The 13,318-nt window shown below is 55.6% G+C and carries 13 protein-coding genes; 3 read left to right on the top strand and 10 right to left on the bottom strand.

Features of this window, described 5'->3' with window-relative positions:
• Positions 1-164: 164 nt before the first annotated feature.
• Positions 165-1,778 (top strand): L-aspartate oxidase, encoded by a 1,614-nt coding sequence (gene nadB / locus AC1XYH_RS12165; protein ID WP_483323436.1) that lies wholly within the window; start codon positions 165-167, stop codon positions 1,776-1,778.
• Here the strand turns inward: nadB and AC1XYH_RS12170 are convergent.
• Complete coding sequence (locus tag AC1XYH_RS12170; RefSeq protein WP_483323437.1) at positions 1,747-2,199, bottom strand: protein YgfX; 453 nt, start codon at positions 2,197-2,199, stop codon at positions 1,747-1,749. The genes nadB and AC1XYH_RS12170 overlap by 32 nt on opposite strands.
• Positions 2,183-2,437 (bottom strand): FAD assembly factor SdhE, encoded by a 255-nt coding sequence (locus AC1XYH_RS12175; protein ID WP_483323438.1) that lies wholly within the window; start codon positions 2,435-2,437, stop codon positions 2,183-2,185. Before AC1XYH_RS12175 ends, AC1XYH_RS12170 begins: the two co-directional genes overlap by 17 nt.
• Before the next feature lie 125 nt (positions 2,438-2,562).
• Here AC1XYH_RS12175 and ygfZ point away from each other — a divergent pair, with 125 nt between their 5' ends.
• Positions 2,563-3,576: a CAF17-like 4Fe-4S cluster assembly/insertion protein YgfZ gene (gene ygfZ / locus AC1XYH_RS12180; protein WP_483323439.1), complete on the top strand. Its 1,014-nt coding sequence runs from the start codon at positions 2,563-2,565 to the stop codon at positions 3,574-3,576.
• Between the two features lie 20 nt (positions 3,577-3,596).
• Positions 3,597-4,430 (top strand): HDOD domain-containing protein, encoded by an 834-nt coding sequence (locus AC1XYH_RS12185; RefSeq protein ID WP_483323440.1) that lies wholly within the window; start codon positions 3,597-3,599, stop codon positions 4,428-4,430.
• Between the two features lie 18 nt (positions 4,431-4,448).
• On the opposite strand, the gene AC1XYH_RS12190 is transcribed toward AC1XYH_RS12185, so the two are convergent.
• The 8 genes from AC1XYH_RS12190 to AC1XYH_RS12225 all read right to left on the bottom strand — a co-directional run bounded on the left by AC1XYH_RS12190 (position 4,449) and on the right by AC1XYH_RS12225 (position 13,253).
• Complete coding sequence (locus AC1XYH_RS12190; protein WP_483323441.1) at positions 4,449-5,264, bottom strand: enoyl-CoA hydratase; 816 nt, start codon at positions 5,262-5,264, stop codon at positions 4,449-4,451.
• Between the two features lie 26 nt (positions 5,265-5,290).
• Positions 5,291-5,983: a uracil-DNA glycosylase gene (gene ung, locus AC1XYH_RS12195; protein WP_483323442.1), complete on the bottom strand. Its 693-nt coding sequence runs from the start codon at positions 5,981-5,983 to the stop codon at positions 5,291-5,293.
• 2 nt (positions 5,984-5,985) lie between these two features.
• Positions 5,986-6,315, bottom strand: a complete 330-nt coding sequence (locus AC1XYH_RS12200) for a PA3694 family proteiin (protein ID WP_483323443.1) — start codon at positions 6,313-6,315, stop codon at positions 5,986-5,988.
• Positions 6,316-6,327: 12 nt separating this feature from the next.
• The gene (locus AC1XYH_RS12205) at positions 6,328-7,641 is read right to left on the bottom strand and encodes a flavohemoglobin expression-modulating QEGLA motif protein (RefSeq protein WP_483323444.1); all 1,314 of its coding nucleotides are present in this window, start codon (positions 7,639-7,641) and stop codon (positions 6,328-6,330) included.
• A gap of 139 nt (positions 7,642-7,780) precedes the next feature.
• Positions 7,781-9,283: a lysine--tRNA ligase gene (lysS, locus tag AC1XYH_RS12210; RefSeq protein WP_483323445.1), complete on the bottom strand. Its 1,503-nt coding sequence runs from the start codon at positions 9,281-9,283 to the stop codon at positions 7,781-7,783.
• Positions 9,284-9,356: 73 nt separating this feature from the next.
• Positions 9,357-10,452 (bottom strand): peptide chain release factor 2 gene (prfB, locus tag AC1XYH_RS12215; RefSeq protein ID WP_483323446.1). Its coding sequence is split into 2 segments (ribosomal slippage): positions 9,357-10,379 and positions 10,381-10,452, totalling 1,095 coding nucleotides; the frame shifts between segments, so codons are not numbered across the junction.
• A 78-nt stretch (positions 10,453-10,530) separates the two neighbouring features.
• Positions 10,531-10,941, bottom strand: coding sequence for a hypothetical protein (locus tag AC1XYH_RS12220; RefSeq protein ID WP_483323447.1), 411 nt, complete (start codon positions 10,939-10,941; stop codon positions 10,531-10,533).
• 56 nt (positions 10,942-10,997) lie between these two features.
• The gene (locus tag AC1XYH_RS12225) at positions 10,998-13,253 is read right to left on the bottom strand and encodes an EAL domain-containing protein (protein ID WP_483323448.1); all 2,256 of its coding nucleotides are present in this window, start codon (positions 13,251-13,253) and stop codon (positions 10,998-11,000) included.
• Between the last annotated feature and the right edge of the window lie 65 nt (positions 13,254-13,318).

Consider the following 13,318-nt stretch of genomic DNA (forward strand, 5'->3'; position numbering starts at 1 on the left):
CAAAAAGTTCCACCATGATATGCAAATAGCCATCATTGAGCTAGAACCAGGCCGGCAGACCGCGATGAGACTGGCGGCAGGCAGTATTGTGAGGCAGACAGCTTCTATATACTAGGTCGTCGTGACCGCGCATTTTGCGCCCGCCAATGGCAAGACGAGAGATTATGACGCAGCAACAGGAATATGACGTACTGGTGATTGGTAGCGGCGCTGCCGGTCTCACGCTTGCTCTACATCTGGCCAGCAACCTGCGGGTGGCAGTGCTCAGCAAGGGTCAACTATCAGAAGGCTCTACTTTCTGGGCTCAAGGCGGAGTGGCCGCGGTGCTGGATGACAGCGATACCGTAGACGCTCACGTACAAGACACCCTGATTGCCGGCGGTGGGCTTTGCCACGAAGACGCAGTAAGGCAAATAGTCGGTGACAGTCGCGATGCTATTGGCTGGCTGGTTGAACAAGGCGTACCTTTCACCCGCGAGCGACGCGAGGATGGCAGCGAGGCAGATGATTTTCACCTTACCCGTGAAGGCGGCCACAGCCACAGGCGCATCATCCACGCGGCTGACGCCACTGGTGCCGCTATTTTCAACACGCTGCTAAAACGCGCCGAAGCCCACAGCAATATCGAGCTGCTGGACAATCGCGTCGCGGTCGACCTAATCACTACGCAGAAGCTGGGACGCCCCGGTAACCGATGCCTTGGCGCCTATATCCTCAACCGTTCCAACGGTCATGTGGAAACAGTCGCTGCGCGCTTTACCGTGCTGGCCACCGGCGGCGCCAGCAAGGTTTATCTCTACACCAGCAATCCAGACAGCGCCTCAGGCGACGGTATCGCCATGGCATGGCGAGCCGGCTGCAGGGTGGCCAATATGGAGTTCAATCAATTCCACCCAACTTGCCTATATCACCCTAAAGCCAAAAGCTTTCTGGTCACCGAGGCCCTGCGCGGTGAGGGCGCGCTGCTCAAGCTCCCCAACGGGGAGCGCTTTATGCCGCGCTTTGATGAGCGCGCCGAGCTGGCGCCGCGCGATATTGTGGCGCGCGCTATAGACCACGAAATGAAACGCCTGGGCCTTGACTGCGTGAACCTCGACATCACTCACAAGCCGGCAGACTTCATTCGCAGCCACTTCCCGACAGTGCATGAGCGCTGCCTGGCGTTCGGCATCGACATTACCCGCGAACCCATTCCGGTGGTACCTGCCGCGCACTACACCTGCGGCGGCGTGATGGTTGAGCCCAACGGGCGCACCGACGTACAACAACTCTATGCCATCGGAGAAACCAGTTTCACCGGGCTGCATGGCGCCAACCGCATGGCCAGCAATTCGCTGTTGGAGTGCATTGTTTATGGCCGCTCTGCCAGCAAAGATATCCTCGCGCAGCTTGATCAAGTGGATATGCCACATGATTTGCCGCACTGGGATGAAAGCCAGGTAACCGACTCCGACGAGGACGTCATCATCTCGCACAACTGGGATGAGCTACGCCGCTTTATGTGGGATTACGTAGGCATAGTGCGCACGTCAAAGCGTTTGCAGCGCGCCAAGCACCGAGTGGATATGTTGCGCGGGGAAATTCACGAGTTCTACAGCAACTACCGCGTCAGCCGGGATCTCTTGGAGTTAAGAAACCTGGCGCAAGTGGCCGACCTGATCATCCAATCGGCCATGCAGCGCCAGGAAAGCCGCGGGCTACACTACACCCTAGATTACCCAGGCCAACTGGACGAAGCGCTGGATACTATTCTACAACCGCCCAGCGCTGCCGACTAAAGCGTAAGCGCAAACGCAAGCGACGCAGGCTCTCTTCCGACGCCGCGTCGCTGGCCAACACCACCAATACGGCGCGCCAGCGGCCCTGCTCACGTAACCGCACCACTGTGAGCATGGCACTAACATAGGTATCAGCCAGCAATTGCGCCGCAGCCTCCGAGCCATCACGGCGCAAAATATGCCATCCATCACTATCAAACCGCAGCCCGGTCACCGAATGCGGGTGCTGGAGGCTAATCTGCCGCGGCCAAATCCAGAGCGCATAACTGCACACCAGCAAAACACACAAAATGCGTGGCAACAGGCTGAGCGCACTCTGGTATACCGCCAGGCAAGCCAACAAACTGCTGGCGAGCAATAACACGGCTAACCAACGCGATGGCTGGCGAGACATAACGAGATAATCAGTTTGGCTGTACACGATCCAATATCATCCTCACGATGCGCTTCAAACCAGGGTCATCGGGCTCGTTGCGTTGCATGAACCAGCCGAACATGTCTTGGTCTTCTGATTCCAGCAACAATCGATAGAGCTCTTTGTCAGCGGCTTCCAGCGTTGGATAGGCCTCTTGTAAAAAAGGTATCAACAACACATCAAGCTCCAGCATGCCGCGACGGCTATGCCAGTATAAACGCTTCACTTCTATATCGGCCGACATCGGCAACTCCACACTAAGGATTGAACTGCAGTACAAAAACCGCATTATAACGGCACCGGCGCCTGACAAGCACCCAGCATAGCCCCTATGATGTATCAACAACCCCAAAGGGAACAATCTTCGGCATGACTGCACTCTCCACTATCGCCACCGAGCTAAGCCAGCGCTTTGGCAACACCGACTCCGAGAACACTGGCACCAGCCTCTGCTGGCTGACGCATGAAGGGGTAATCGCGGTGGATGGCCAGGACGCCGAGCGTTTTCTGCAAGGCCAGTTGACCTGCGATGCAGCAAAGCTTGCGCCGGATCAGAGCACGCTTGGCGCACGCTGCAACCCTAAGGGGCGTATGCAGTCCAGCTTTCGCCTTCAGCGCACAGACTCCGGTTTCTTGCTCAGCATGGCGCGCGAACTGATAGCACCGCAGCTGGCAGACCTCGGCAAATACGCGGCGTTTTTCAAAACCGCCCTGAGCGACCAATCCGATCACTGGATCCGTCTTGGGTTGTGGGGAGAAGCTATAGAGCAAACCCTTGCCGCCGCTGCATTGCAGCTACCAGCTGAAGCCAATCAGCTCAGCGTACAAACTCGCGCGCGCGTACTACGTCTGTCCGATGGGGCCTGTGAAATCTGGTTAAGCGCAGAAAACGCACTGGAGGTCACAGATCAATTGCTGCGGCACAGCAATGCAGATAGCACCAATCACTGGCTGCTCAGGCAGATCCAGGCTGGCATCGGCCAAGTGACCGGGCCCACCCTAGAGCTTTTTATCCCGCAGATGCTGAACATGCAGCAACTGGGCGGCGTGAGCTTTAAGAAAGGCTGTTACACCGGGCAGGAAATCGTTGCGCGCATGCAATACCTCGGCAAGCTCAAACGCCGCATGTATCGGTTGCTGATGGCAGGCGACGTACCGCCCGATGCAGGAACACCCATCATCAATGGCGACAGCGGAAAAACAGTAGGCGAAGTCGTGATTTCAGCCAAGGGACGCCAGCGAGTAGAAATGCTGGCAGTTTTGCAGAAAGATGCGGCACAATCGGTCACATTGAGCGCAGGAGATAGCCAAGGGCCACTAGTAACGCTCGGCGACCTGCCCTACGAATCAGAGCTCACAGCCAACGAAGAGGCTGCGCAGTAGCAATCACCAAGGGACTACCCATGACAGATCTGGCACAACGTGTACAAGAAGAACTGATCCAGGCGATAGAAAAAGACCAGCTGGTGCTGCCTACCCTGCCTGAAGTGGCCTTACGTGTACGCGAGGCTGCGGAAGACCCGAACGTCAGCATTCCTCACTTAGTCAAAGAGATCAGTAACGATGCGGCCCTCAGCGCGCGCTTGATCAAAGTAGTCAACAGTCCGCTACTGCGCAGCCGCCAGGAAATTACCGACCTGTCGATGGCCGTCAACCGCATGGGTATCACCTATACCGCCAACTTGGCCACTGGCCTGGCAATGGCACAGATGTTCCAAGCGACCTCCGACGTGATCGACCGCAAAATGCGTGAAGTCTGGAACCGCAGCACTGAAGTTGCCGGTATCAGCCATGTGTTGTGCCGTCATTACACGCGCCTTAAGCCAGATCAAGCCACCTTGGGCGGACTGGTACACCAAATCGGCGTTCTTCCAATTCTTAGTTACGCAGAAGAGAACAACCAATTACTGCGGGATTCATTCAGCCTGAACCTGGTAATCGAAAAAATTCACCCGATTCTCGGCGACCGCATTTTGCAGGCCTGGGACTTCCCTCAGCCGCTGCGCCACATCCCCACTGAGCATCTGGACTTCCAGCGCGACTCCAGCAGCGTGGACTACGCCGACGTCGTGCAAGTGGCCATGCTGCAGTCACTGGCTGGCAGCACGCATCCCTATGCGCAGATGGATTGGAGCGACATCGCCTCCTTCGCCAAGCTGGGTCTCAACTCAAGCGAAGAGCAAGAAGACGAAGATCTCTCCGCCGAGATGGAAGCCGCCATGCAGCTGCTGGGTTAAACAGCCGCTGCACTCGCCTTATTTTCCCGTCCATTGTGGCGGGCGTTTATTCAGAAAGGCATTAACACCTTCGCGAGTATCTTCCAGAGCAAAGAGATCAACAAAGCGCTCGCGCTCTTTCGGCAGCATGCTGTTCATCGGTTGCTGCCGGGCACCCTGTATCAGCTCCTTGCTATAACGCACAGCTGCCGGGCTTTGGCGTCCTACTTGAGCTGCCAGACGTAATGCGACGCCCAATGCCTGCCCCTGCTCAACACACTCCTCAACCAAACCGATTCGCTCGGCACGCACGCCGTCAACCTGCTCACCACATAGAATCATGCGTTTGGCCCAGCCCTCACCTACCAGCCAAGCCAAGGCCTGGGTTCCGCCAGCACATGGCAGCAAGCCAACGCTGGTTTCAGGCAAACCCAGCTGCGCCTGCCGCTCGGCGATCCGAATATCACACGCCAAGGCGCACTCCAAACCACCGCCCAAGGCATAACCGTTTATCGCCGCGATGGATACCCCGGTAAAATCCCGTAGCGCCTCAAAAGCCTCACCGAACAAACGGGCCATATCTCGTGCGTGAGCAGGGTCGCCATCGGCAAACATGTTCAGGTCTGCACCGGCGGAGAAAAATCGTTCGCCGCGCCCGGTGATTACCAATGCATAGATATCGCTGTCACGGGTCAGGTGCCTGACCAGCTCAGGCAAACCGTGCAAGGTGTCCGAATCCCAAGTATTGGCCGGTGGATTATCGATGGTCACCAACGCAGTGTGGCCCACCTTCTGTACAACCAACTTATCTGTGCGCGGGACCAGTGCAGTGTAGGGTTGCAATGCATGTTCCATAACACCTCCAGAGACAATCAGGGGGATTACTCGGCAGCGGGTAGACGCCAATCCACAGGCGTCATGCCCTGCTCTACAAGATAGTCGTTTGCAGCGGAAAAGTGGCCATTACCGATAAAACCACGATGAGCTGACAAGGGGGAAGGATGTACCGACTTGAGAACGCAGTGACGTGCCTCGTCAATCTGCTGCCCTTTGCGCTGAGCATAGTTGCCCCAGAGCATGAACACACGATGACTATACTGCTGACTGACCACCTCAATTATCTTTGAGGTAAATACTTCCCAGCCTCGATTGGCATGCGCCCCAGCATTGGCTTGCTCCACGGTAAGCACCGCATTGAGCAACAACACACCTTGGCTGGCCCAGGATTGCAGGCAACCATGCTCCGCAATCGGCAGATCCAGATCGCGCTGCAATTCCTTGAAGATATTTTTCAGCGACGGTGGCGGCCGCACACCTGGCGGCACCGAGAAGCTTAAACCGTGTGCTTGACCATCACCGTGATAAGGGTCCTGGCCGATTATCACCACCTTGACTTGATCCAGCGGTGTTGAGTTCAACGCATTAAAAATCAGCGGCCCCGGCGGATAAACGACTTTGCCGGCGGTTTTTTCAGCCTGCAAAAACGCCTTCAGAGACTGCATGTAGGGCTTGTAGAACTCGCCTTCCAGTGCCGCCAGCCAACCTGGCTCCAGCTCAATGCGTCGCTCAGCCATGGTTACTTGGCCGCCGGTACTGTCTGCTCAATACAACGCACAACACGGTCACGGCTGTCTTTGAGCACACCGGCAAGACCGTTCATGTGGCTGGCGTGCAACACCAAAATGCCGTCTACACATTCGGCTTCATGTTTGGCTGGATTGCTGCGTAACTGACCAGCCTCTTCCGAACCAACGGTGACCAAACGATAGTCTTCCAGCTCCATGCCTTCTTCAGGCTGGACAAAACTTAGATAACCATAAAGATGCAGTACCAGTACGGTAAAAATGACCGTACCAATCGCTGTCAAAATGAGCGGTAACTTGCTTACTTCCTGGGACTCCGACATCAACAGCTCCAGTTATAGGATATTGGCGTAGTCAGCTTCGACTCGCTCCAGACTCAGGTTATTCAAGAACCCGGAAAAACACATCCAGGCACTCAACGCATTCAGATCGGCGAAGGGCGCGGGTAAGTAACGAGGTGGTACCACCAAGCCCTCCTCTACCAACTGATTCAAGGTGCGCATGTCTTCCAAGGTAGTCTTACCGCAGAACAGCAAAGGGATCTGCTGTAGCTTGCCCTTGCGTACGGCCAGCTGGATGTAGTTGTAGGTCAGGATAAAACCCTTGAGGTACACCAGATCCTTGGTGAACGGCAGGCCGCTGCTGCTGGAGCCGCGGAACACCCGACTGGCGTTGTTGTAGCCATCTTCGCGCGAGTAGCCTTCGTCACGATAGAACTGAAACACATCCATGAAGTCACCGCCGGTCTCGGCAATCTGGATTGCACGGGTACGGTCGGTCAGTTTGCGCAGGCGCGCCGGATAAGAGTTAAAGGTCAGCACTTCCATAAGAATGGCCAAGCCTTCTTGAGTCACCGTTGAAGACGGTGGCCCCTTGGCCAGGAAGGTGCAGATGGGTTGATGTTGACCATTCAGGCTGGTTGCAACGTGCACCATACCCTCGTGCACAGCAAGAATATTCAGATCACGTTGGTTGAATTTAGCATCGCTGCGAATTTTGATGTAATCCGCGCCAGCGGCGGCGTCGGCAACAATGCCGTCAGACTCAAACACGCGCACTGCCTGATCGTCCGGAAAGGCCTCGTTCATCCGACCCTGCAGAATATCCACCGCGTCAGCCGCAGCAATGGTTTTGGGCTCGCGGGCGATGTCGGTACGAGCAATGTTGCTCAACGACTCACTCAAAGCGATGCCCAAATCAGTCAGCGTGGGATCACCCGCATGAAAAGCATCTGAGGCTGCGCCATAGAGCTCCTGCGAAATCAAACCAAAATCTGCGTTGCCGCGCGCCTCAAGCATGCGAATCACCATGCGGTATTCGCGGCACATGCGGCGCATAATTTGCCCAACCGGGTTAAAAGTACCCAGCTGACGGGTTATATCACGCTCTATATCCTGAAATACCTGCCGCAGCTCGCCCGGGTTATAACCCAACGAGCGCTGGGCGTAGTAATCCGCCGTGACATCCGGAAGCGCCTTGCAGCGCTTTTGAAAGAAGGTATCGCGGATACTATCATCCCACTTGATCGCATCCAGCACCCGAATCGGCGCTTGCGCCTCAACGATGCGGTCCGAGAGACTCCGAATCACCAGTTGGTATTGCTCGTTCTGTTTCACGGGTTGGCTCCCTTCGGTCGCAGCTGGAAGCATCTAGCTTTAAGCTGCAAGCAGTACGTGCGTTTCACGATCCTGAAGACCGCCTGATAGCGCAGTAAAACTCATCGATCCAAACACACAAACCGCTTTTAGCGTGAAACTTAAAGCTGGACGCTGCAACAGCTGCGCCGTTTCAGGCCTCTGGCCGCATATGGGGGAACAAAATAACGTCCCGTATAGACGGCGCATCCGTCAACAACATCACCAGACGGTCAATGCCGATACCTTCGCCCGCTGTCGGTGGCATGCCGAACTCAAGCGCACGGACGAAATCAGCATCAAAGTGCATAGCCTCATCGTCACCAGCGTCCTTGTCCTTAACTTGCGCGTGGAAACGCTCGGCCTGATCTTCGGCGTCGTTAAGCTCCGAGTAGGCGTTAGCAATCTCACGACCACCGATGAACAACTCAAAACGGTCGGTCACGCTCGGATCATCATCGCTGCGACGTGCCAGCGGTGATACTTCAAAAGGATAGCGGGTAATGAACGTAGGTTGCTCCAGCTTGTGCTCGACCAACTCTTCAAAAATCATCGTCTGCAGTTTACCCAAACCTTCAAAGCCCTTAACGGCCGCGCCGGCCTTCTTGGCAATAGCGCGGGCTTTGTCAATATCCTGAAGGTCGGCTGCCGTGATCTCAGGGCTGTATTTGAGGATGGAGTCGAATACCGACAGACGCACGAAGGGTTCGCCAAAGTGGAAAACCTTGCCCTGATAAGGTACATCAGTGCTACCCAGTACCAATTGGGCCAGTTCGCGAAACAGCTCTTCGGTCAGATCCATGTTGTCTTCGTAATCGGCGTAGGCCTGATAAAACTCCAACATGGTGAACTCAGGGTTATGCCGGGTCGAGACGCCCTCATTCCGGAAGTTGCGGTTGATCTCAAACACCCGCTCGAAACCACCCACCACCAAGCGCTTGAGGTACAGCTCAGGCGCAATACGCAAAAACATCGGCAAATCCAGCGCATTGTGGTGCGTCTCAAACGGCTTGGCCGCAGCCCCGCCTGGAATGGTCTGCAGCATAGGCGTTTCAACTTCGAGGAAGTTGCGCTCATTGAGGAATTTGCGAATATGTCCAATCACCCGCGACCGCACCATAAAGGTATTGCGGGTATCTTCGTTAACGATCAGGTCAACGTAGCGCTGACGGTAGCGAAGCTCAGTATCCGTCAGGCCGTGATGCTTATCTGGCAGCGGGCGCAACGATTTGGTCAGCAACTTGACGGCCGTCATCTGCACATACAGATCACCTTTACCGGAGCGCGCCATGATCCCTTCAGCAGCGATGATGTCGCCCAGATCCCAGTGCTTGATATCTTCTAAGGTTTCGACGGGCAAGCCTTTGCGGTCAACGTAAACCTGCAGACGGCCAGTCATATCCTGCAGCACCATGAAAGCACCACGGTTGAGCATAATGCGGCCAGCGACTTTAACCGGCATAGCGCTTTCAGCCAGCTCTTCCTTGCTCTTGTCTGCGTAAGTCTTCTGCAGATCGCCACAATAACTGTCGGGGCGAAAATCATTGGGGAAGACCGCACCCTTCTCGCGTGCGGCAGCCAATTTGGCCTTACGCAGTGCGATGAGCTGGTTTTCTTCCTCGTGGTGAGCTTGCTGGTCTTGCTGCTGATCGGTCATATCGGTCAAATCCCGGAAAATCAATTCAATATAAGTTGGCTATAGGTAGGTAGCGCAAGGCTGATCACTACCGTTATAGACCCTGCTTCAAACTGGCTTCAATAAACTCGTCCAGATCGCCATCCAGCACTGCGTTGCAGTTGCTGTTTTCGATACCGGTACGCAAATCTTTGATGCGCGACTGATCGAGCACGTAAGAGCGAATCTGGTGACCCCAGCCGATGTCCGACTTGGTCTCTTCCAGCGCCTGAGCAGCCTGGTTGCGCTTGGCCATTTCCAACTCATACAACTTGGCCCGCAACATCTTCATCGCGGTGTCTTTGTTGGCATGCTGGGAGCGTTGATTCTGACAGCTAACCACAGAGTTGGTCGGTACGTGGGTAATACGTACGGCAGAGTCAGTCGTGTTTACGTGCTGACCACCAGCACCCGAGGAGCGGTAGGTATCAATCCGCAGATCCGAAGGGTTGATGTCGATCTCGATATCATCATCGATTTCCGGCGCGGCAAATACCGCTGAAAACGAGGTATGACGACGATTGCCCGAATCGTAGGGGCTTTTGCGCACCAGACGGTGCACGCCAATTTCGGTGCGCAACCAGCCAAAGGCATACTCACCCTTGATATGAATGGTGGCGCTCTTGATGCCAGCCACTTCACCTTCAGACAGCTCAATTATCTCGGTCTCAAAGCCGCGCTGATCGGCCCAGCGCAGATACATGCGCAGTAGCATGTTTGCCCAGTCCTGGGCTTCGGTGCCGCCAGAACCTGCTTGAATATCCATATAACAATTGCTGGAGTCCATCTCGCCGCTGAACATGCGGCGGAATTCCAACTTCTCAAGCGCTTCTTGCAGGCGCGCCAGCTCTGCTGCCACATCGTCTACCGCGCCTTGGTCTTCCTCTTCCGCTGCCATTTGCAACAGTTCAGAGGCGTCGGCCAGCCCGCTACTCATCTGATCAAGGGTTTCTACGATCTGCGCCAGCTGTGCACGCTCACGACCTAGATTTTGCGCCCGTTCGGGCTCATTCCAGACGCTGGGATCCTCCAGCTCGCGTTCAACTTCGGTCAGGCGCTCATGCTTTTGATCGTAGTCAAAGATACCCCCGAATAGTTTCGGAGCGACTACGCAGATCTTTGATGGTGTTCAGAATCGGATTGATTTCCATGTTGACTCGTCCCGGCAGGAAAAAGCCGCCATTGTAGCGGAAATCGGCCGCTGAGTGCAGCGGCCGGCAAGCAGAGTGCTAGCGACCGAAGCAGCGCAGAAAAACCAGCGTGCCCACGCCCCAGAACGCATTAAGGATAAAGCCGATAATAAAGCGGCCCGGCAACTGCGCCAGATCGAAGCCATAACCTTTGAGAGGGAATACCACGACTAGGGCCACTAAAGTCAAAGCCACGCCGCCAAACAGAGCCGCCTTCAACCAGATGAGCTTATTACCCACCTGCGCCAACACCCATACCAACGCCAGCCCCCAGATACCGCCCCAGAAACTAGCCGAGAGTATCGACGGTACACCCAGCGGTTGAGTGGCCGCCAACGAGAAAGGTGCAAAGGGCACAATACCTGCCGAATGTAGCAAGCCGAGCGCAACCTGATGAAAACAGAGAACCGCCAGAAAACCCGCAACGAATGCCAGTAACCAATGCCGCATGAAATACCTCGTTTGCTGAATGCAATTTTTATAATGTCGGGAAATTATAGCAGCGTTCAGCCTATCAGCACTGCTTCCGCTGGCGGTAAATCATAGGCCGCAGCGGAAAGCTTAAGCAGCACAGGATGAATATTGCTTGCCGATTGCGGACGGCTGAACCAATACCCCTGAACTAAGTGACAGCCCTCGGTGTGCAAGAAGTCCATCTGCTCGGGCGTCTCGATACCTTCTGCGATGACGTCCATATTCAGCCCTCGGCCGAGACCGATAATCGCGCGACTGATCGCTTTCAGGCGTTCGTCATCCGGCGCCTTGGTGATAAAGCTCTTATCGACCTTAATGATATGCAGCGGATAACGGTGCAGATAGCCCAGCGAGGAAAAACCAGTACCGAAATCATCCAGCGCGATACGCACACTCATGCTTTCCAGTTCGCGCAACGTCGCCAACGTGTCGGGCACGTCGCGCATCAATAGGCTTTCGGTAATTTCCAGTACCAGACTTGCCGCCGGCAAACCCGTTTCGCGCAGTATTTCCGCTACCCGTCGCGCAAATCCGTCTTCTTGCAGCTGGCGGCTAGACAGGTTTACCGAGCAGCGCAAACCAGGCAAGCCATCCTGATGCCACTGCTGCACTTGGGTGCAAGCCTGTTGCAACACCCAGTCACCGACCTCGACAATCTCGCCGGTTTCTTCCAATGCCGGGATGAACTCATCCGGCGGCACCAGGCGCTCGCCTTGCCACCAGCGCAATAACGCCTCTACGCCAATCACATGCGAGCGGCCTGCCGAAACCTGCACAATCGGCTGGTAATAGAGCTCGAACTGCTTGCGCGCGAGGGCTTCGCTGAGTGCGTTTTCCAGGTTAAGGCGCTGGTGCACTTCCTCTTGCAGGCTATCGCTATACAGCGCCAGCTGCGCCTTGCCAAAGGCTTTAGCGCGGTACAACGCCAAATCGGCTTCGCGCAATGCATCCTGTCCTTCACCTTCACCTTTTAACGGCGCCACGCCAATACTAACGCTCACGCTAAGACGACGTGAACCGGCGATGATCGGATACTGCAGCGCCTGCATAATGCGCTTGGCGACCAGCTCAGCATCGTGCGCCAGTGCCATATCATCAAGCAGCACAACAAACTCGTCGCCGCCAAAGCGGCATAGATGATCGCCAGGGCGCAGGCAGCGTTCAATTCGCTTGGCAACCTGAATCAGTACCTGATCTCCGGTCTGATGACCCAGGCTATCGTTAATCAACTTGAAGCGGTCCAAATCAATAAACAGTACCGCAGCGTGGCGTGCGCCTGGTTTGGTCTGCCGCTGTAGCCCTTGGGCGATTAGCTGACCGGCACTCTGCCGGTTCGGCAGACCAGTCAGGCTGTCATGTAAAGTCGCGTGCGCCAGCTCCTGCTCGGCGTTCTTGCGCTGGCTGATGTCCGTCTGTGAGCCAGCCAACAAGTGTTGGCCGTAAAGATCGGTGCTGACCACGCCCCGAATCAATACCCAGACCAACTGGCCCCAACTGTCCCGCACCTGGCATTCGACATGCAAAAACGCTTGGCGACCCTCCAGATGGGCCTGCACCGCAGCGCGGAACACTATGCGCTGATCTTCCGGCATCAACGCGGCCCAATGCTCAAAGGTAGTAGGTGCGCGTTGATCGTCGAGGCCCAGCATCGCTAACCATCGGTCGGAGAGATGCAGACGATCATTTTCAACATGCCATTCCCAAATGCCGTCATTGGCGCCACGCAAAGCTCTTGAGTAGCGGTCTTGGCTAGACTGCAACGCCATTTTGTCTGCACTGGCGTAGCTGTCTACCGTTAACCCAATATCAAAAAAAGCCGCCTTAAGTAGGCTGGCGTATAGCTGCCCGGCAAGTTCCGGCTGTGCGGCCCAAGTGCGCCTGATGGCGGTATGCATGTAATCAAGATAGAAGTGGAAAGCGCCCAGATACCATTTCAGATCCAACCCATGACGTTGATGGGTTAGGCCCACCAGCAATCGCAGCCGCGCGTACTGCAGATCATAGGGACCACGCAGCATCTGGTTAAAATAGTGCTGTTGCTGCGATTTCAGCTGCAGGAGGCGCTGTGGCTCTTGCAGCATTCCGGCGGGCTCATCGAATTGCTCAAGATGAGTGAAGAGGGTGTGAATGCAATCGAGGTGCAACGCATCCAACTGCCGCAAATTCTCGTGCAATGCGGGTAAGCCGGCTTCCGCTATCAATAGCAACCGCAAACGCTGGCGAATGTCGTCAGGGCTCAAGCCAAGACTGCGCTGCATCATTACCAGTTTTTGCTTTAGATCTGGCACCCGCGACTTCCTTGATCAGCGATTATTTGTGAGCCATAGTAAAACAACGTATTGAAACGTGACGC

This window comes from Pseudomonas sp. GW-45, from assembly GCF_056896675.1.